Annotated in this window: 17 protein-coding genes; 8 read left to right on the top strand and 9 right to left on the bottom strand. The window is 63.2% G+C overall.

The genetic code is table 11. The annotated features are described in order from the left end of the window. The 7 genes from ccmE to QKW60_RS05850 all read left to right on the top strand — a co-directional run bounded on the left by ccmE (window position 1) and on the right by QKW60_RS05850 (window position 7158). Window positions 1–459, top strand: a complete 459-nt coding sequence (ccmE, locus tag QKW60_RS05880) for a cytochrome c maturation protein CcmE (RefSeq protein ID WP_282367204.1) — start codon at window positions 1–3, stop codon at window positions 457–459. Between the two features lie 43 nt (window positions 460–502). After that, complete coding sequence (locus QKW60_RS05875; protein WP_282367203.1) at window positions 503–1114, top strand: holin-associated N-acetylmuramidase; 612 nt, start codon at window positions 503–505, stop codon at window positions 1112–1114. Then, a complete protein-coding gene (locus QKW60_RS05870; protein ID WP_282367202.1) occupies window positions 1105–1596 on the top strand; it encodes a holin family protein in 492 nt (163 codons plus the stop codon). The genes QKW60_RS05875 and QKW60_RS05870 overlap by 10 nt, the downstream gene beginning before the upstream one ends. A 130-nt stretch (window positions 1597–1726) precedes the next feature. Continuing rightward, window positions 1727–3685 (top strand): heme lyase CcmF/NrfE family subunit, encoded by a 1959-nt coding sequence (locus QKW60_RS05865; protein ID WP_282367769.1) that lies wholly within the window; start codon window positions 1727–1729, stop codon window positions 3683–3685. A 3-nt stretch (window positions 3686–3688) separates the two neighbouring features. Next, on the top strand, window positions 3689–4141 hold the full coding sequence (locus QKW60_RS05860) for a cytochrome c-type biogenesis protein (protein ID WP_282367201.1): 453 nt from the start codon (window positions 3689–3691) through the stop codon (window positions 4139–4141). Between the two features lie 73 nt (window positions 4142–4214). After that, window positions 4215–4988: an enoyl-CoA hydratase-related protein gene (locus QKW60_RS05855; protein WP_282367199.1), complete on the top strand. Its 774-nt coding sequence runs from the start codon at window positions 4215–4217 to the stop codon at window positions 4986–4988. 241 nt (window positions 4989–5229) lie between these two features. Next, window positions 5230–7158 (top strand): elongation factor G, encoded by a 1929-nt coding sequence (locus QKW60_RS05850; protein WP_282367197.1) that lies wholly within the window; start codon window positions 5230–5232, stop codon window positions 7156–7158. Window positions 7159–7258: 100 nt separating this feature from the next. Here QKW60_RS05850 and QKW60_RS05845 read toward each other — a convergent pair whose 3' ends face one another. Both QKW60_RS05845 and gltX read right to left on the bottom strand, forming a co-directional pair. Beyond that, on the bottom strand, window positions 7259–8545 hold the full coding sequence (locus QKW60_RS05845; protein ID WP_282367767.1) for a citrate synthase: 1287 nt from the start codon (window positions 8543–8545) through the stop codon (window positions 7259–7261). A gap of 89 nt (window positions 8546–8634) precedes the next feature. Continuing rightward, window positions 8635–10032 carry a glutamate--tRNA ligase gene (gene gltX, locus QKW60_RS05840; RefSeq protein WP_282367195.1) on the bottom strand — a complete coding sequence of 466 codons (1398 nt, stop codon included), beginning with the start codon at window positions 10030–10032 and terminating at the stop codon, window positions 8635–8637. Between the two features lie 77 nt (window positions 10033–10109). Between gltX and QKW60_RS05835 the strand changes: the two genes are divergently transcribed. Further along, window positions 10110–12182 carry a ComEC/Rec2 family competence protein gene (locus QKW60_RS05835; RefSeq protein ID WP_282367194.1) on the top strand — a complete coding sequence of 691 codons (2073 nt, stop codon included), beginning with the start codon at window positions 10110–10112 and terminating at the stop codon, window positions 12180–12182. On the opposite strand, the gene lexA is transcribed toward QKW60_RS05835, so the two are convergent. From lexA to QKW60_RS05800, 7 genes are all read right to left on the bottom strand, one after another. Then, window positions 12176–12859 (bottom strand): transcriptional repressor LexA, encoded by a 684-nt coding sequence (gene lexA, locus QKW60_RS05830; protein ID WP_282367193.1) that lies wholly within the window; start codon window positions 12857–12859, stop codon window positions 12176–12178. The genes QKW60_RS05835 and lexA overlap by 7 nt on opposite strands. Window positions 12860–12949: 90 nt before the next feature. Further along, window positions 12950–14134, bottom strand: coding sequence for a molybdopterin molybdotransferase MoeA (locus tag QKW60_RS05825; RefSeq protein ID WP_282367191.1), 1185 nt, complete (start codon window positions 14132–14134; stop codon window positions 12950–12952). 15 nt (window positions 14135–14149) lie between these two features. Further along, window positions 14150–14623: a cyclic pyranopterin monophosphate synthase MoaC gene (moaC, locus tag QKW60_RS05820; RefSeq protein ID WP_282367765.1), complete on the bottom strand. Its 474-nt coding sequence runs from the start codon at window positions 14621–14623 to the stop codon at window positions 14150–14152. Window positions 14624–14625: 2 nt separating this feature from the next. Continuing rightward, window positions 14626–15423 carry an indole-3-glycerol phosphate synthase TrpC gene (trpC, locus tag QKW60_RS05815; protein WP_282367189.1) on the bottom strand — a complete coding sequence of 266 codons (798 nt, stop codon included), beginning with the start codon at window positions 15421–15423 and terminating at the stop codon, window positions 14626–14628. Window positions 15424–15522: 99 nt separating this feature from the next. After that, on the bottom strand, window positions 15523–16161 hold the full coding sequence (locus QKW60_RS05810; protein WP_282367187.1) for a uracil-DNA glycosylase: 639 nt from the start codon (window positions 16159–16161) through the stop codon (window positions 15523–15525). Continuing rightward, on the bottom strand, window positions 16158–17174 hold the full coding sequence (trpD, locus tag QKW60_RS05805; protein WP_282367185.1) for an anthranilate phosphoribosyltransferase: 1017 nt from the start codon (window positions 17172–17174) through the stop codon (window positions 16158–16160). Before trpD ends, QKW60_RS05810 begins: the two co-directional genes overlap by 4 nt. After that, window positions 17171–17764 carry an anthranilate synthase component II gene (locus QKW60_RS05800; RefSeq protein ID WP_282367184.1) on the bottom strand — a complete coding sequence of 198 codons (594 nt, stop codon included), beginning with the start codon at window positions 17762–17764 and terminating at the stop codon, window positions 17171–17173. The genes trpD and QKW60_RS05800 overlap by 4 nt, the downstream gene beginning before the upstream one ends. Window positions 17765–17831: the final 67 nt, after the last annotated feature.

Here is a 17831-nt window from a genome sequence, read left to right as displayed (position 1 = left end):
ATGAAGGGACTGAAGAAACAGCGCCGTATCCAGATCATCGTTCTGGCCGCCGTGGCGATGGCCGCGAGCTTTGCCGCGTTCTACTACGCCGCCCCCGACGCGCTTCAATATTTCCGCTCGCCCACTGAAGTTGCCGAGAAAGCGCCGGGACCGAATGAGACCTTCCGCATCGGCGGGCTGGTGGAAGAGGGCAGCCTTGTGCGCGGTCAGGGGGCTGCGATCACCTTCCGCGTGACCGATACGAATGCAGCGATCCCGGTGAAATACGAAGGCGTCCTGCCCGACCTTTTCGGCGAAAATGAAGGCGTTGTCGCCACCGGCAAGCTGATCGACGGCACATTTGAGGCCAGCGAAATTCTCGCCAAGCATGATGAGACCTACATGCCGAAGGAAGTGATCGATGCCCTGAAGGATCAGGGCATGTATGTCGAACCGGACGCTCAGCCAGCGACGAATTAACCTTTCGGCGTGAGCCTTTCCCCTAACCAAAGGGGAAAGGCCGATGCAGTCAGTCACCGACATTGCCAAAGCTATTATTGCCCGCGAAGGCGGCTATGTGAACGATCCCACCGATCCCGGTGGGGCCACGAAATACGGTGTCACGATCCATACGATGCGGCGCCTCGGGCTCGACCCGACCGGCGACGGCAGGGTGACGGAGGCGGATGTACAGCGTCTGACCCGCGATCAGGCCACCGATATCTTCGTCGAGCACTATTACCGCCGCCCGCGCATCGCTGAACTGCCCGAAGTCCTGCAGCCCTCGGTGTTTGACATGTATGTCAATGCCGGGTCGAACGCGGTGAAGGTGCTGCAGCGGCTTTTGAATGAGATGGGCCATGACCTGAATGTCGACGGTGTGCTTGGACCGATCAGCATCACCGCCGCTCACAAGGCCTGCGGGGACCAGCCAGAACTTGTCGCCGACGCCTATGGCATCGCCCGGCGGAACTACTACTACGCGCTCGCCGATGCCCGTCCGGCCAGCCGCAAATACGCGCGCCGCCGTGATGGTGGCAAGGGCGGCTGGATCACAAGGGCGGAGGAATTCATCTCGCCCCGCTTTCACCTGACTGAGGCCGAGCACCGGACGAGGACCGCGACATGGGGCTGATCGGACGTATCCTTGGTGGGCCTTCCGCCACCACCGCGCTCGGGCAGGCCGCCACCGGCGTGGCCGAGGTCTTTCGCCCAAATGCCACGAAAAAGATGCAGGCCGCGCATGACGCCTATATGGCCGCACTCGGCGAATATGGGGCCGAGTTTCAATATGCCGGCGACGGTATCTTCGATCGTTTCGTCAATGCGCTGAACCGGCTGCCCCGGCCGATGCTGGCCCTGGGGACGCTCGGGCTATTTGTCTACGCGATGGTCGACCCCGACAGCTTCACCCGCCGCATGGTCGGGCTGAACTACGTGCCGGAACCTCTGTGGTGGCTTCTCGCCGCCATTGTCGGCTTCTATTTCGGTGCGCGCGAGGCGCACTATTTCCGCGCAAGAACGAAGTTCGCGTTCCCACCGACCGGCCGCTCGGCACCGGAGGATGACGCCGAAAATCCTGCGCTGGGCGAGTGGCGGCGACACCAGGATCGCTGATCCTTCTTCTGCATGGTTGTCACCCTGTGGGAGCGGGGGCAGGACGGCTCGTTTGTCGCCCTGCCTATTGCCCGCGACATTGAAGCGCAGCCCATTGGCGGCGCCCGCGTGACGCTCTATGCTCTGCGGTATGATCGCAGAGCTTGGCCATTTCACCCTTATTCTCGCCCTTATGATCGCCACGGTTCAGGCGGTGGTGCCGCTTGTCGGCGCGCATAAGGGGTGGCGCGGCTGGATGGCCATGGCGGGACCGGCGGCAACGGCGCAGTTCCTGTGCATCGCGATTTCCTTCGGGGCGCTGACCTACGCCTTTGTCACCTCCGACTTTTCCTTGCGGCTCGTTACGCTCAATTCACACACGCTGAAACCGATGCTCTACAAGGTGTCGGGCGTCTGGGGGAACCACGAAGGCTCAATGCTGCTCTGGGTGCTGATTCTGGCGCTTTTCGGGGCTTCGGCGCATTGGTTCGGGCAAAGCCTGCCCGACCGGCTGAAGGCGCGGGTGCTGAGCGTTCAGGCGATGATCGGCTTGGCTTTCCTTGCCTTTATCCTCTTCACCTCGAATCCCTTCCTGCGTCTTGCCGAGCCGCCCTTTGACGGGCAGGACCTGAACCCCCTGTTGCAGGATCCGGGTCTCGCTTTCCATCCGCCCTTCCTCTACCTCGGTTATGTGGGCCTCTCCATGGCGTTTTCCTTCGCCGTCGCCGCGCTGATCGAGGGTCGGGTCGATGCCGCCTGGGCGCGCTGGGTCAGGCCATGGACATTGGCCGCCTGGATGTTCCTGACTGTCGGCATCGCGCTGGGAAGCTGGTGGGCCTATTATGAGTTGGGCTGGGGCGGGTTCTGGTTCTGGGACCCGGTGGAAAATGCAAGTTTCATGCCCTGGCTGATCGCGGCTGCACTGCTGCATTCCGCTATTGTGGTCGAGAAACGCGAGGCGCTGAAGAGCTGGACCATCCTGCTGGCGATCCTAGCCTTCGGCTTTTCGCTGATCGGCACCTTCATTGTGCGGTCGGGAATCATCACCAGCGTCCATGCCTTCGCCAACGACCCCGAGCGCGGCATCTTCATTCTGGCGATCCTCGCCGTCTTCATTGGCGGGGCTCTGACGCTCTACGCCGCACGGGCGGGCGTGATGGAGGCGAAAGGCGTCTTTGCCATGGTCAGCCGAGAATCGGCTCTGGTGATGAACAATGTCCTCTTGGCGGTTGCCGCATTCGTGGTCTTTGTCGGTACGCTCTGGCCGCTCATCGCCGAACTGGCATTCGACCGGAAGCTTTCCGTCGGTGCGCCGTTCTTCAATCAGGCCTTCACTCCTTTCATGGTGATCCTCGCGGTGATCCTGCCCATTGGCGCGATCATGCCGTGGAAGCGGGCTCGGATCGGGCGCTCAATGCGGCCGCTTTATCCCGCGCTTGTACTTGCTCTGGCACTCGGCGGGCTGGCCTTTGCGGTCTCGACCGGTGGCTCGGCGTTGGCTCCTGTCGGCGTTTTTCTGGGCGGGTGGCTGATTGCCGGGGCCGGGGCTGAGCTTTGGCAAAGGGCAGGGCGGCGGTTCGCGCGGCTTGGCCGCCTGCCGCGCGCTGACTGGGGTAAGGCTACGGCGCATTCCGGGCTTGGCGTGGTCTTCATCGGTATCGCCTGCCTGATGGCCTGGGATGTCGAGGATATCCGGGTCGCGCAGGTGGGCGAAACGTTCACGGTTGCGGGCTACGACATCACGCTTTCGGGCGTCGAACGGGTCGAAGGGCCGAACTATATCTCCACCACAGCGACAATGCGGGTGACGCGCGGGGGCGCCGAGGTGGCGCTTCTGCATCCTGAAAAGCGGATTTATCCGGTTGCGGCGATGCCAACGACCGAGGCGGCAATCGCCAACGGGGTCTGGCGCGACATCTACCTGGTGATCGGTGATCCGCAGGACAATGGCGGTTGGGCGGTCCGGACCTACATCAAGCCCTTCGCCAACTGGATCTGGGGCGGAGCTATCCTGATGGCGCTCGGCGGCATCCTGAGCCTGTCCGACCGCCGCTATCGTGTCGCCGCGGGGGCGCGCAAGGCGCCTGCAATTGCGCAACCGGCGGAGTAGGCGATGCGCTGGCTGATCCTTTACCTCTGCCTGCTCGCTGCACCTGCCCATGCGGTGCAGCCCGACGAGATTCTTGCCGATCCGGCGCTGGAGGCGCGGGCGCGAGAATTATCCAAGGGGCTGCGTTGCCTCGTCTGCCGCAACGAGAATATCGACGAATCCAATGCCGATCTGGCACGAGACCTGCGCGTTCTGGTCCGCGAGCGCCTCGTCGCCGGAGACAGCGATGAGGAGGTCATTTCCTATCTCGTGGATCGCTACGGCGAATATGTGCTGCTTCAACCGACCGCTTCGGGTGAGAACCTGATCCTGTGGATCGCGGGTCCAGCGATGCTGCTCATGGCGCTCGGCACTGCGGCACTCTACCTCCGCCGCCGCAGGTCTGCGCCAGACGCGGCACCCGCGCCGCTCAGCGCCGAGGAAAAGGCGCGGCTGAAGGAAATCCTGGAAAAGTGACGCGCGGTTTCACTTTGCCTGCCGGGCAGAGCCAGTAATCTGCCGCCTCAAACGGTCCCCCGGGAGAATATGCATGGCTTACGAGACGATTCTGTTTGACGAGGCGGATGGCATTGCCGTCATCACGCTGAACCGGCCCGAGGTGATGAACGCGCTGAATACGAAAATGCGCGCAGAGATCACCGGGGCAGTGACGAAAGCCGCCGCATCGGCGCGGGTGGTCGTACTGACCGGTACGGGACGGGCGTTTTGCTCGGGACAGGATCTGAGTGATCGGGTGGATGGCGATTTCGATCTGTCAAAGACGCTGGCCGAGGAATACGAGCCGATGCTGCGCGCGATTTTGGCCGCCGAAGTGCCGGTGATTTCTGCAGTGAACGGGGCGGCGGCGGGGGCGGGGGCCAATCTGGCGCTGGCCGCCGATGTGGTGATCGCAGCGGAAAGCGCGAGCTTCATTCAGGCGTTCACCCGGATCGGGCTGATCCCCGACGCCGGTGGCACCTATGTGCTGCCGCGCGCCATGGGCATGGCCAAGGCGATGGGCGCGGCTTTGTTCGCCGACAAGGTGACCGCGCGGCAGGCGGCGGAGTGGGGCATGATCTGGGAAGCCATTCCAGATGAAGATTTCGCGACGCACTGGCGGGCCCGGGCGGCGCATCTGGCCAAGGGGCCAACGGCGGCCTATGCAAGGGTAAAACAGGCGATGCGCGCCTCTCTCGCGAACGACATCGAGATGCAGCTTGCGCTGGAGGCACGGCTGCAGGGTGAATGCGGGCAGACCAGGGATTTCCGAGAAGGCGTCGATGCGTTCCTCGAAAAGCGTCTGGCGCGGTTTCAGGGCCGCTAGGCTTTTCCAAATTGAGGCGCGTTTCACGCGTCACGACATGTCTCGCGCCACCGGCCTTGGCCGCTGACGCTCGGGCTGGTCCCGGTAGTGCGATTTTCGCCCAACATGAGTAAGCGCCGCTTTCCATCCTTGACCGAAGGCGTTTCGCAGCCGAGAGTTAGGCCATAAGGGCGCATGGCCCGGAAGGCACGGGGGCCAGCCACCAATCGCGCTCGCCTGACGTGCCGACAGGGGGAAATCCATGCGCTGTTTCACGGTATTGGGGCCGTCTCAATCGGGAAAGACTGAGCTTGTCCAGGCGCTGGCGGCGCTTGAGGACGCTCATCCCCGGTCCGAGACGGCCGGCCATCTGACGCTGACCCGCTTTGGCTTCATGGGTGAGGATTGGTGCGCCATCGATGTCGCGGGCGGGCCTGAATTTGCCCGCATGGGGGGCGCGGCTTTGCTTGCCGCTGACGCCGCTGTCATCTGCGTCGCACCAGATCCCGATGAGGCCGTGCTCGCCGCGCCCTGGATCCGGGCGGCCGAGGCGGCGAATGTCCCGTCCTTCATCTTCATCAACAAGATGGATGCACCGAAGGGCCGCGTCCGCGATATCGTCGCCGCGCTTCAGGCCTATACCAGCCATTCCGTCGTTCTGCGCCAGATCCCGATCCGCGAGGGAGGAGAGATCGTCGGCGCGATTGACCTGATTTCGGAACGCGCATGGCGTTATCGTGAAGGACAACCGTCGCAGCTTGTCGAGATGCCGAAGGGCGAGGCTGACCGCGAACACGAGGCGCGTGCCGAGCTGCTGGAACAGATGTCGGATTATGACGATGCTCTGCTGGAGGAACTGATCGAGGATCACGAACCGGCGACGGGTGCTTTGTTCGAGATCGCGAAGAGGGAAACCCAGCACCGCGACGTGGTCCCGACTTTCATGGGGGCTGCGAGCCACAAGAATGGCATCCTGCGCCTGATGAAGGCGCTGAGGCACGAGGCGCCGGATGTGTCGGTTCTGGCCGGGCGGCTGGGCGACAAGGATGCGGTGGCGGTCGGGTTTCATGCTCAGATCCGCAAACACCTTGGCAAATGCGTGATGTTGAGGGCGCTCGGGACGGGTGTGAAGACCGGTGCGCAGCTCGGTGGCAGCGGCCTTGGTGGGCTTGTCGATGTTGGTGGCAAGGCAGGTGGCGATCATCTTGAGCCGGGCGAGATCGGGATATCGGTGAAGTCCGATCAGCTTGATGCAGGGAAAGTGTTTACCGTCTCCGGTGGCGCGGCCGTGCCGGATTGGGGCCGGGGCTGTCCGCCGGCTTTGGCCCGGCTGATCTCGCCCGCGCATGAGCGTGACGAGGTGCGATTGTCGACGGCACTGGCACGGCTTGCCGAGGCCGATCCGATGCTGCGGCTGGAACAGGACCCGACCACGGGCCATGCCCTGCTGAAGTTGCAGGGCGTCATGCATGAACGCCAGACGCTCGCCACGTTGGCCGATGATTTCGGTGTCGAGGTCACGACTCATGTGCCCGATCCCCGCTATCTGGAGACGATTTCCTCTCAGGTCGATGAGCATTACCGCCACCGCAAACAGTCGGGAGGCGCCGGTCAGTTCGCCGATGTGGCAGTCATCGTCCGGCCGTCGGGGCGCGGCGATGGGTTTGTCTTTGACGATGTCGTGAAAGGCGGTGCAGTGCCCAAGAACTATATCCCGGCGGTCGAGGAGGGCGCGCGCGAGGCATTGGACAAGGGGCCGTTGGGTTTTCCGGTCACCGACGTTTCTGTGACGCTGACCGACGGCAAGCACCACGCTGTCGACAGTTCCGATTTCGCCTTCCGCACGGCGGGCCGCATGGCTTTGCGGGAGGCTTTGGGCAAGGCGGGGCCTGTCCTGCTGCAACCGATCGAGCGGGTCGATATCCATGTCCCTTCGATCTATTCGGGCGCGATGGTGTCGCTGATCTCATCGCTGAAGGGGCAGGTTCTCGGTTTCGATGGCGATCCGGACTATCGGGGTTGGGACGTGTTCCGGGCGCTGCTTCCAGCCTCGGCTGAGGAAGACCTCGCCATGGCGCTCGGCTCGGCGACACAAGGGACGGCATGGCACGAGATGAGCTTTGACCACTACGAAGAAATTTATGGCAAGGAGGCTGAACGGATTTCGAAAGAGCACGCGACCGCTGCGTGAAACACCTATCCACTTCGTGTCCCATTCGATCGAAGTTGCATGTCTTTGAATGCCAAATGGCCGCCTCTTCCGAGGCGGCCGTTTCTTTATGTGTCGGCGATCAGCGCTTGGCCAAATCGGTATAGTCGCGCCGCGTCTGACCGATATAGAGCTGGCGCGGGCGCCCGATCTTCTGGGTCGGATCGCCGATCATCTCTTTCCACTGTGAAATCCAGCCAACCGTACGGCTGACCGCAAAGATCGGCGTGAACATCGAGGTCGGGAAACCCATCGCCTCAAGGATGATGCCGGAATAGAAATCGACGTTCGGGTAGAGCTTCTTCTCGACGAAATACTCATCTTCCAGAGCGATCCGCTCCAGTTCCTTGGCGACCTTCAGCGTTTCGTTGTTGTGGATGCCCAGAAGGTCCAGAACCTCGTCGGCGCTTTCCTTCATCACCTTCGCGCGCGGGTCGAAGTTCTTGTAGACCCGGTGGCCAAAGCCCATGAGGCGGAACGGGTCGGACTTGTCCTTTGCCCGGCGGATCGCGTCGGGGATGTTCTCGACCGTGCCAATTTCGCGCAGCATTTCAAGGCAGGCCTGGTTGGCACCGCCATGGGCCGGACCCCAAAGGCAGGCAATACCCGCTGCGACACAGGCAAAGGGGTTGGCGCCCGACGAGCCAGCAAGGCGCACGGTCGAGGTGGAGGCATTCTGTTCGTGATCTGCGTGCAGCATCATGATCCGGTCCATCGCCTTCGACAGGATCGGATCGACCACATAGTCCTCACAGGGGACCGCAAAGCACATGTGGAGGAAGTTCGACGGATAGTCGAGCGAGTTCTTCGGGTAGACGAACGGCTGACCCAACGAGTACTTATAGGCCATCGCAGCGATTGTCGGCAGTTTTGCGATCATGCGGATCGCCGCGACCTCACGCTGCCAGGGATCATTGATATCGGTGCTGTCGTGATAGAAGGCCGACATTGCACCGACGACGCCAACCATGGTCGCCATCGGATGGCTGTCGCGGCGGAACCCCCGGAAGAAATAGTGCATCTGCTCATGCACCATCGTGTGGTTCGTGACACGTGCCTCGAAGTCCTTCATCTGGCCTTCGTCTGGCAGTTCGCCGTAAAGCAACAGGTAGCAGACCTCTAGGAAATGCGATTTTTCGGCCAGTTGCTCGATCGGATAGCCGCGATAAAGAAGCTCACCCTTGTCGCCGTCGATATACGTGATGGCGCTGTCGCAGGCAGCGGTTGAGGTAAAACCCGGGTCGTAGGTGAAGACATCGCCCTGGCCGTAGAGTTTACGGATGTCGATGACTTCGGGGCCCACAGTCGGTTGCATGATGGGCAGGTCGATCGTTTTTCCGTTGAAGCTTAGCGTCGCGTTCTTGATCATTTTGTCCATCTCGGCTCCCTTTGCTTCAGATGCCGGCGGGTGGTGCCTGCATCTGGGTGTTCTTCACAGTCCGGGCGCCGAATGCGCCGTCAGGCTGCCGCATCCTTCAACCGGGCGATGGTCTCCTCCCGCCCGATGACGAGCATCATATCGAAGACGCTGGGGCTGACCGTGCGTCCGGCAAGCGCGGCCCGAAGGGGGCCAGCGATCTTGCCGAGCCCGATCCCGTGAGCCTCGGCGATTGTGCCCACAGCGGTTTCCAGCATGTCCCGCTCCCAGCTAGCATTTTGCAGGTGCGGCGTCAATTCTTTCAGTATACCACGGGATACCGGATCGAGTGACTTTGCCGCTTTCTCATCGGGTTCGAAAGGCCGAGATGCCAGAACAAAGTGCGCTTTTTCAATGAGTTCCGGAAAAGTTTTTGCCCGATCTTTCACGCAGTAAAGAGCGCGTGACAGCCCGTCTTTCTGCGATTGCGAAAGAGATTTCGCGCCCGCAGCATCAAGATATGCCTCAATTTCAGGCAAAAGCGCCTCGTCCGGCGTGGCGGCAATATGCTGCCCGCAGATGTTTTCCAGTTTCTTGAAATCGAGCCGCGCGGGCGCGCGCCCGATTCCCGAAAGGTCGAACCATTCTTTCGCCTCGGCATCGGTGAAGTATTCAGCATCGCCATGCGCCCAGCCGAGCCGGGTCAGGTAATTGCGCATGCCCGAAGCCGGGTAGCCCATGGCCTGATACTCTTCCAGCCCAACCGCCCCGTGGCGCTTGCTGAGCTTCTTGCCATCGGGTCCGTGGATGAGCGGGATATGGGCAAAGACCGGCACGTCCCAGCCCATCGCCCGGTAGACCTGAATCTGGCGCGCCGCGTTGTTCAGATGGTCGTCCCCCCGGATCACATGCGTGACGCCCATGTCATGGTCATCCACGACGACCGCCAGCATGTAGGTGGGCGTACCATCGGACCGTAAACAAACCATGTCATCGAGCTGGTCGTTGCGGATGGTGACATTGCCCTGCACCGCGTCCTCGATCACCGTCTCGCCGTCGCGGGGCGCCTTCAGCCGGATCACGTATGGCAGATCGGGGTGCGTCGCCGGATCGGCATCGCGCCACGGGCTTTGGAAGAGGGTCGAGCGCCCTTCGGCCCGCGCGGCCTCGCGAAACGCCTCGATTTCCTCCTGCGTGGAGAAGCACTTATAGGCATGGCCCCGCGCCATCATCTCGCGCGCCACCTCGGCATGACGCTCGCGGCCCTCGAACTGGCTGACGACATCGCCGTCCCAATCAAGGCCGAGCCATGTCAGGCCCTTCAGGATCGCCGCCGTCGCCTCGGGCGTCGAGCGTTCGCGGTCGGTATCCTCGATGCGCAGGAGGAACTTGCCACCACGGCCCCTTGCATAGAGCCAGTTGAACAAAGCGGTGCGCGCGCCGCCGATATGCAGATACCCGGTGGGCGAGGGGGCGAAGCGGGTGACAACGTCGGACATGGGCGCGTTAACCTTTCGGAAACCATGAAAGTTCAGGCTGACGGCACTCAATAGGCAAAGCCGGACGGGGAAACAAGGTGCGGGCGGTGATCAGGATGCTGGACGCGCTCGGCGCGGCGCGGGGGCGGCTTATGATCTGGGCGCCGGTTTACCTCTCGCTCGGCATCGGCCGATATTTCGCGCTGAAGGAGGAGCCGGGGCCAGTCATGCTCTGGTCCGTCGGCGCTGTCATGGTACTCTTCGCAGCCCTCGGTTGGCGGGGGCCCGAACGGTTGCGCATTCCCGCGACGGGCCTTGCCCTTGTCGCCGCGGGGCTGGTCATCGCCGCGTACCGGGCTCATTCGGTGTCCGCCCCGGTGCTGCAGTTCCGCTATTACGGGTCCGTTGAGGGTCGCATCGTCGATATCGACCGCTCCTTCTCCGACCAGATGCGGCTGACGCTTGATCGCGTGGTGCTGGAGGATGTCCCGCCTGGCCGCACACCGGCGCGGGTGCGCGTGGCGCTTCACGGCGAGCAGGGGTTCATCCGTCCGGTGCCCGGCCTGACCGTGATCCTCTCGGCCCATCTCTCGCCACCAGAAGGCCCGGTGGAGCCGGGCGGCTTCGATTTTCAGCGTCTGGCGTGGTTTTCTGGGCTGGGCGCCGTCGGCTATACGCGCTCACCGGTGCTGGCGCTCGAACCGCCGGAGGGCAGATTATCGCTTCTGGCCTTCCGCCTTCGCATGGCCATATCGGGCGGGATGCAGGCGCGGATGGAGGGGCAGGCGGGCGCCTTTGCCGCCGCCCTGATGACTGGCGACAGGTCTGGGGTGGAGCGGGCGACGACGGAGGCGCTTCGCGGCTCGAACCTGTCGCATCTGATCGCCATTTCGGGCCTGCATATAGGGCTTCTGACCGGCTTCGTCTTTGCCACCTGCCGTTACGGGCTGGCCTTGGTGCCGCCCGTAGCGCTCAGGATCAACACGAAGAAACTGGCGGCGGTCGTTGCGCTTTTCGCCGCCGCCTTCTACCTGATGCTTGCAGGGCCGAGCGTTGCCACAAGACGCGCCTTCATCATGGTTGCAGTGATGCTGGTGGCGGTGATGGCCGACCGACGGGCAATCTCGCTGCGTTCTGTCGCAATCGCCGCGATCATCGTGCTGGTGATCGAACCGGAAAGCCTTGTCGAGCCGGGGTTCCAGATGTCCTTCGGGGCGACCGTGGCGCTGATCGCCGTCTTTCAGCTCTGGGCGAAGGTACAGCATCACATCCCCGCACTTCTGCGTCCTGTGGCAATGCTGCTAATATCCTCAATGGCGGCGGGGTTTGCCACCGCTCCCATTGCGGCCGCGCATTTCAACCGGATCGCGGAATACGGTCTTCTGGCAAACTTGCTGGCAGTACCACTGATGGGGACAGTCGTCATGCCTTTGGCGGTTGTTGCGGCCCTGCTTGCGCCCTTGGGGCTGGATGCTCCGGTGCTTTGGGTCATGGGCAAGGGGACATGGGCGATCCTCGCAATCGCCGAATGGGTCGCGGGGATGGAAGGCGCGGTGGTCGCGGTGCCCGCACCGCCCGGCGCCGCTTTGCCGATGATTGCGCTTGGCGGACTCATGGCGCTTGTCACCCGGTTGTTCTGGCTGCGCGGCATCGGGGTCGCCGGATTGGTCACCGCCCTTGTCCTCTGGATCGGGGCCGAACGGCCCGCGCTTCTCGTCGCCTCCGACGGGTCGATGGCGGGGCTGATGGGACCCGAGGGCAGGGCGCTGACAAAGCCCAAGGGCGCGGGCTTCGTCGCCAAAAGCTGGCTGGAGGATGACGGCGAACTTGCAGAACAGGACGCCGCTTTTGCCCGGCAGGGATTTCAGGGGGCCAAAGGTGCGCTTTGGGCCAATCTCGTCGGCACGCCTTTTTCGCATTTCACCGGCAAGGGAGCCGCCGATCGTGCACAGGCGGCCTGTACCAAGGGCGCATTGGTGATCGTCTCAGAGGACTGGACTGGCCCGAAAGGCCCATGCCTGATCTACGACACGGCCAAACTGCGCGAAACCGGGGCGCTGGCGGTTTATGCCGACGCCGATGGGATGCGTATCGTCACCGCACGCGAGGTGGCGGGCGAAAGGTTGTGGAACAGGCGCATCCGGCCCCGAAGGTTCGCTACCCGTCAATAGCTGCGGATCAGACCCACGAGCTTGCCCTGCACCTTAACGTGATCTTCGGGCAGAACCCGCGTTTCATAGGCCGGGTTCGCAGCCTCAAGCGCGATCATATGCCCCCTGCGACGGAAACGTTTCAGCGTCGCCTCGTGTCCCTCGACCAAAGCCACGACGATATCGCCATTGTCGGCCGTAGACTGTTCGCGGATCACGACGACATCGCCGTCATTGATCCCCGCCTCGATCATCGAATCGCCCTTGACCTCAAGCGCATAGTGCTGGCCCTTGCCCGACAGCATCGAGCCCGGCACGGCAACGTGATGCGACACTTCCGAAATCGCCTCAATTGGAACGCCGGCGGCGATGCGGCCCATCACCGGCAGTTCCATCACGTCTGCCAGAACCGGCATCGCGCCTTTCGGCGGTGCCTTTCGGTCGCCCTCGATCACCTTGGGCCTGAAGCCCGGTTTTTCCATCGCTTCGGGCAGCTTCACGATCTCGATCGCCCGCGCCCGGTGGGCAAGGCGGCGGATGAAGCCGCGTTCCTCAAGCGCCGTGATCAGCCGATGGATGCCGGATTTGGAGCGCAGGTCCAAAGCATCCTTCATTTCGTCGAATGAGGGGGGAACACCGTCACGCGCGACGCGTTTTTGGATGAAATCGAGCAGTTCCAGTTGCTTGCGGGTCAGCATGATGCCTGTTTTCCTTTGCCTGTTCCGAAGCTGTTCTTTTCATGTTCTATGCGTGTTCTCTATTTGTGTCAACGAATTCAGATCTGGTTCTCAAAGTGGAATGTAATTTACGGCAGCCCCGACCGAACGGGCCGCGTCGCCCACCGGCCGGATCAGAAGCGCATTTGCCTCTGCCAGAACGGACAGTAGCGCACTGTCCTGCCGGGCGAACGGATACAGATGGGCTGCTCCGTCCCGATGTTCCACCCTTGCCCGCATGTAATGCGCACGGGGGCCATTCGCCTCCACCGGGGTGGCGAGGATACCGTGCAGCGTCGCTGCCGGTTCGGGAGAAAGTCCCTGCATCGCGCGCAGCAGCGGCAACATGAAAATATGTCCGCAAACAACTGACGATACTGGATTTCCTGGTAGGCCCAACAAGGCAGAGGCCCCAAGGCGCCCTGCCATCAGCGGTTTTCCGGGCCGCATCGCGATCTTGTAGAAGGACCGTTCCATCCCCATGCCTTCGGTGACCCTTCCGACAAGGTCATGGTCGCCCACCGACGCGCCGCCGATGGTCACGATAAGGTCTGCGTCGCGCGCAAGATCAAGCGTGAAGCGCAAAGACGTCTCGGTGTCGCGGGCGATGGGCAGCATCCGAACCTCTGCCCCTGCCGCCTCTGCCATGGCGGCCAAGGCAAAACTGTTCGAGGCGATGATCTGATCCGGCCCGGGCGCTTCACCCGGCATGACAAGTTCGTTGCCGGTGGCGATCAGCGCCACGACCGGGCGGCGGGAGACAGTGACCTCGGCCACGTTCATCGCGGCGATCAGGGCAAGATCGGTGGGGGCAAGGCGGCGTGGCGCAGCGAAGCTGTCGCCCCTTTTGAAGTCCTGTCCCGCCGCGCGAATATGCGCCCCGTGTTCCAGTCGCCCGCCCAACACGATGGTGTCGCCGTCGCGCGTCACGTCCTCCTGCAACACGACCCTATCCGCCCCACTCGGCACCGGCGCACCAGTAAAGATGCGAACGGCTTCGCCAGCAGTCACCATGCCGGAATATCCATTCCCAGCAGCGGATTCGCCGATGACCTTCAGTCGGACCCCGGAACCATGATCAGTCTCGCGGATCGCATACCCGTCCATGGCCGACGCCCCGAAGGGTGGCTGGTCGCGCCCCGCTACTACCGCTGCGGTCAGGACACGCCCGGCAGCATGACGCAGCGGGATGGATTCCGTGGCGAGTGGAGTGCAGAGCGCAAATAGCCGCGACAGGGCCTCATCGACCGATATCATGCCTGTCTCCCGCGTTCAGGACGCCTCGTAACATCCCGACTTTCCACCATCTTTCAGAACCACACGCAGCCCGCCGATCTCCATCGATTTTTCGGCAGCCTTCAGCATGTCGTAGACCGTGAGGGCTGCGACTGATGCTGCCGTCAGCGCCTCCATCTCCACCCCGGTCTGACCGGTGGTCTTGACCGTGGCCGCGATCCGCACCCCTGGCAGTCCGTCGTCAGTTGTCAGATCCAGCGACACTTTGGTGATCGGCAAGGGATGACAGAGCGGGATCAGATCGGCGCATTTCTTCGCCGCCATGATGCCCGCCAGCCGCGCCACGCCCAGAACGTCGCCTTTCTTCGCGGTCCCCGCGACAACCAGCGCCAATGTTTCGGGCTTCATCCGCACGAAGGCCTCGGCGACGGCCACCCGGTCGGTTACCGCCTTGTCCGAGACATCGACCATATGGGCCTGCCCGTCCTTGTCGAAATGCGTAAGCACGATGGTCAGACCCCCATCGGGTCGGCAAGGATCGCCCGTGTTGCCGCAGCCACGTCGGCCTGCCGCATCAGGCTTTCGCCGATCAGGAAGATGCGCGCCCCGACCGCCGCCATCTCGGCCAGATCGGCTGGGGTAAAGAGCCCGCTTTCGCAGACAACCATCCGATCGGACGGGATCAGCGGTGCGAGTGCCCGTGTTGTATCGAGTGTGACGTCGAAGGTCTTGAGATTGCGGTTGTTTATTCCGACCAATGGGGATTTCAGGCGCAGCGCCCGGTCCAGTTCCGCCCTGTCATGAACCTCCAGAAGCACATCCATGCCCCAGCCAAAAGCCGCATCCTCCAGTTCCGCCGCTTGCGCGTCCGAGACTGAGGCCATGATGATCAGGATGCAGTCCGCCCCCCAGGCCCGCGCTTCGGCGACCTGATAGGTGTCATACATGAAATCCTTGCGCAAAGCGGGCAGAGATACGGCCGCGCGGGCCAAGGTCAGGAACTCCGGCGCGCCTTGGAACGAGGGCGTATCGGTCAGGACCGACAGGCAGGTCGCCCCGCCCGCCTCATAGGCGCGGGCCAATGCAGGCGGGTCGAAATCGGCGCGAATGAGGCCCTTCGACGGGCTTGCCTTCTTGATCTCGGCAATCAGCCCGTATCCGGTCGCCGAGGCCCGCCGTAAAGCCGCTGCGAAGCCACGCGGCGCATCTGCCGCCCGCGCTGCCGCGTCGACCTCCGCCAGCGAAAGCCGGGCTTTCGCCGCCGCCACTTCCTCCAGCTTGTAGGCCTTGATCTTGTCGAGAATATCCATGCTTCCTCTTACCCGCCCGTGAATGCCCCGAAAAGCCCCTGCTTCTTCATTGTGAAAACACCCCCCGGGGGCGCGGGGGTGGGAAACCTCCGCTCTGGCCTAACGGCCCCAATCCACCGGCGCCTCTTCCCGTGCCGCCAGCCAGTCATTAACCCGGCTGAAGGGACGCGAGCCGAAAAAGCCCCGACGCGCCGAAAGCGGTGAGGGATGGGCGGTTTCGATGACCAGATGGTCACCGGGTCGGATATGGGCGTTCAGTTTCTGCGCATGCCCACCCCAGAGGATGAAGGCGCAGTGCCGGGCGGATACCTCCGCCAGCACTTGCTCGGCCAGCCGCTGCCAGCCAAGCTTCGCATGCCCGCCCGCCTCGCCTGCCGGAACGGACAATGCCGTGTTAAGCAAAAGTACCCCCTGCTGCACCCAACCGCGCAGATCGCCATTGGGGCGCGTGATATCAACGTCTGCCTTCAACTCTTTGTAGATATTGGAAAGAGAGCGGGGCAGGGGGCGGACGTCCGGTTCGACGGAAAAGGCGAGCCCATGGGCATGGCCCGGTGTCGGATAGGGGTCTTGCCCGAGTATTACCACCCGCACCCGGTCAGGCTGCGTCAGGTCCAAAGCTGCGAAACGTTGCGGCGCGGGGGGCAGGATTACCCGGTCATCGGCCGCCAGTGCCGCCTCGATCCGGGGCCAGTCCTGTGAGAAAAAGGGCAGATGCGCCCAAGCCTGCGGGATCATGCCGCCTGCGACGCCGCCGCCAGCGCATCGATCTTTGCTTTCGCCGCGCCGGAGTCGATGCTCTCGGCTGCCATCGCCGCGCCTTCGGTCAAAGTTCCTGCCTTGCCCGCCACAACCAGCGCGGCAGCGGCGTTCAGCAGGACGGCATCGCGATAAGCGCCCTGTTCGCCGGCCAGCAGCGCGCGGAAAGCGGTCGCGTTCTCCTCCGGGCTGCCGCCCATGATTGCTTCGAAGGGGTGGACGGGCAGGCCCGCCTCTTCGGGGTGCAACTCGAACTCCCTGACCGCGCCATCTTCCAGGGCCGCGACCCAGCTTACGCCCGCGATCGACAATTCATCGGTACCGTCCGCGCCATGGACCAGCCAGGCGCGGTCGGATCCAAGTGCCTGCAAGGTTTCGGCCATCGGCCGGATCCACTGACGCGAAAAGGCTCCGGTCAGTTGTCGCTTCACGCCTGCCGGGTTGGTCAGAGGGCCGAGCAGGTTGAAGACGGTCCGTGTCCCCAGTTCCGCGCGCGTCGGCATGACATGGCGGATCGCCGGGTGATGCATCGGCGCCATCATGAAGGCGATGCCGCAGGTCACCAGAACTTTTTCAACCGCTTCCGCCTCGATCATCACGTTGACGCCCATCTGCGTCAGCGCATCCGCCGCCCCCGATTTGGAAGACAGGTTACGATTGCCATGCTTGGCCACGGTCACGCCCGCGCCCGCGACGACAAAGGCCGTCGCGGTCGAGATGTTCAGAGTCCCCTTGCCGTCGCCGCCAGTGCCGACGATATCCATCGCCCCTTCCGGCGCGCGGACCTTGTGGCACTTGGCGCGCATCACGCGGGCGGCGGCGGCGATCTCCTCGACCGTCTCGCCGCGGGTCCGCAGTGCCATCAGCAGCCCGCCCATCTGCGAGGGTGTAGCGGCCCCCTCAAAGAGGGCCTCAAACGCTGTCTCAGCCTCGTCTCGCGTCAGCGGGCGGTCGGCTGCCAGGCCGATCAGCGGGCGAATATCGGCGCTCATGCCGGAACCGTCAGCGGCACACCCGCATCTTCAAGGAAGGTCTGCAACATCCGGTGCCCGTGTTCGGAGGCAATCGATTCGGGATGGAACTGCACGCCTTCGATGGGCAGGGTTTTGTGACGCAGCCCCATAATCGTGCCATCCTCAAGCCATGCCGTAACCTCAAGGCAATCGGGAAGGCTTTCACGCTCGACCACCAGCGAGTGGTAGCGTGTTGCCTCAAAAGGCGAGGGCAATCCGGCGAAGACGCCTTTGCCCTCATGGTGCATCGTACCCATCTTGCCATGCACGATTTCATGGCAGCGGATAACCTTTCCGCCGAAGGCCTGCCCAATGGTCTGGTGTCCCAGACAGACACCCAGAAGCGGCGTCCTGGTCTCGGCTGCTGCTTCTGTCAGCGCGAGGCAGATGCCCGCCTGATCCGGCGTGCAGGGTCCGGGCGACAGCACGATGGCCGAAGGCTTCAGCGCCATCGCCTCCTGCACGTTCAGCGCGTCATTGCGGTGGACGGCAACATCGGCACCCAGCTCGCCCAGATAATGAACGAGGTTGTACGTAAAGCTGTCGTAATTATCGATCAGTAGCAGCATCGGCGGACCTTCGCGGATTGCAGACGCAATCAGGGGGTGATCGCGCCCGCGTGACGGGCTATACATG

Source organism: Albidovulum aestuarii, assembly GCF_029961185.1.
Taxonomy (GTDB): Bacteria; Pseudomonadota; Alphaproteobacteria; order Rhodobacterales; family Rhodobacteraceae; genus Albidovulum; species Albidovulum aestuarii.
Note: the sequence above shows the minus strand (reverse complement) of the source record. Positions and strands in the feature narration are given on the sequence as shown.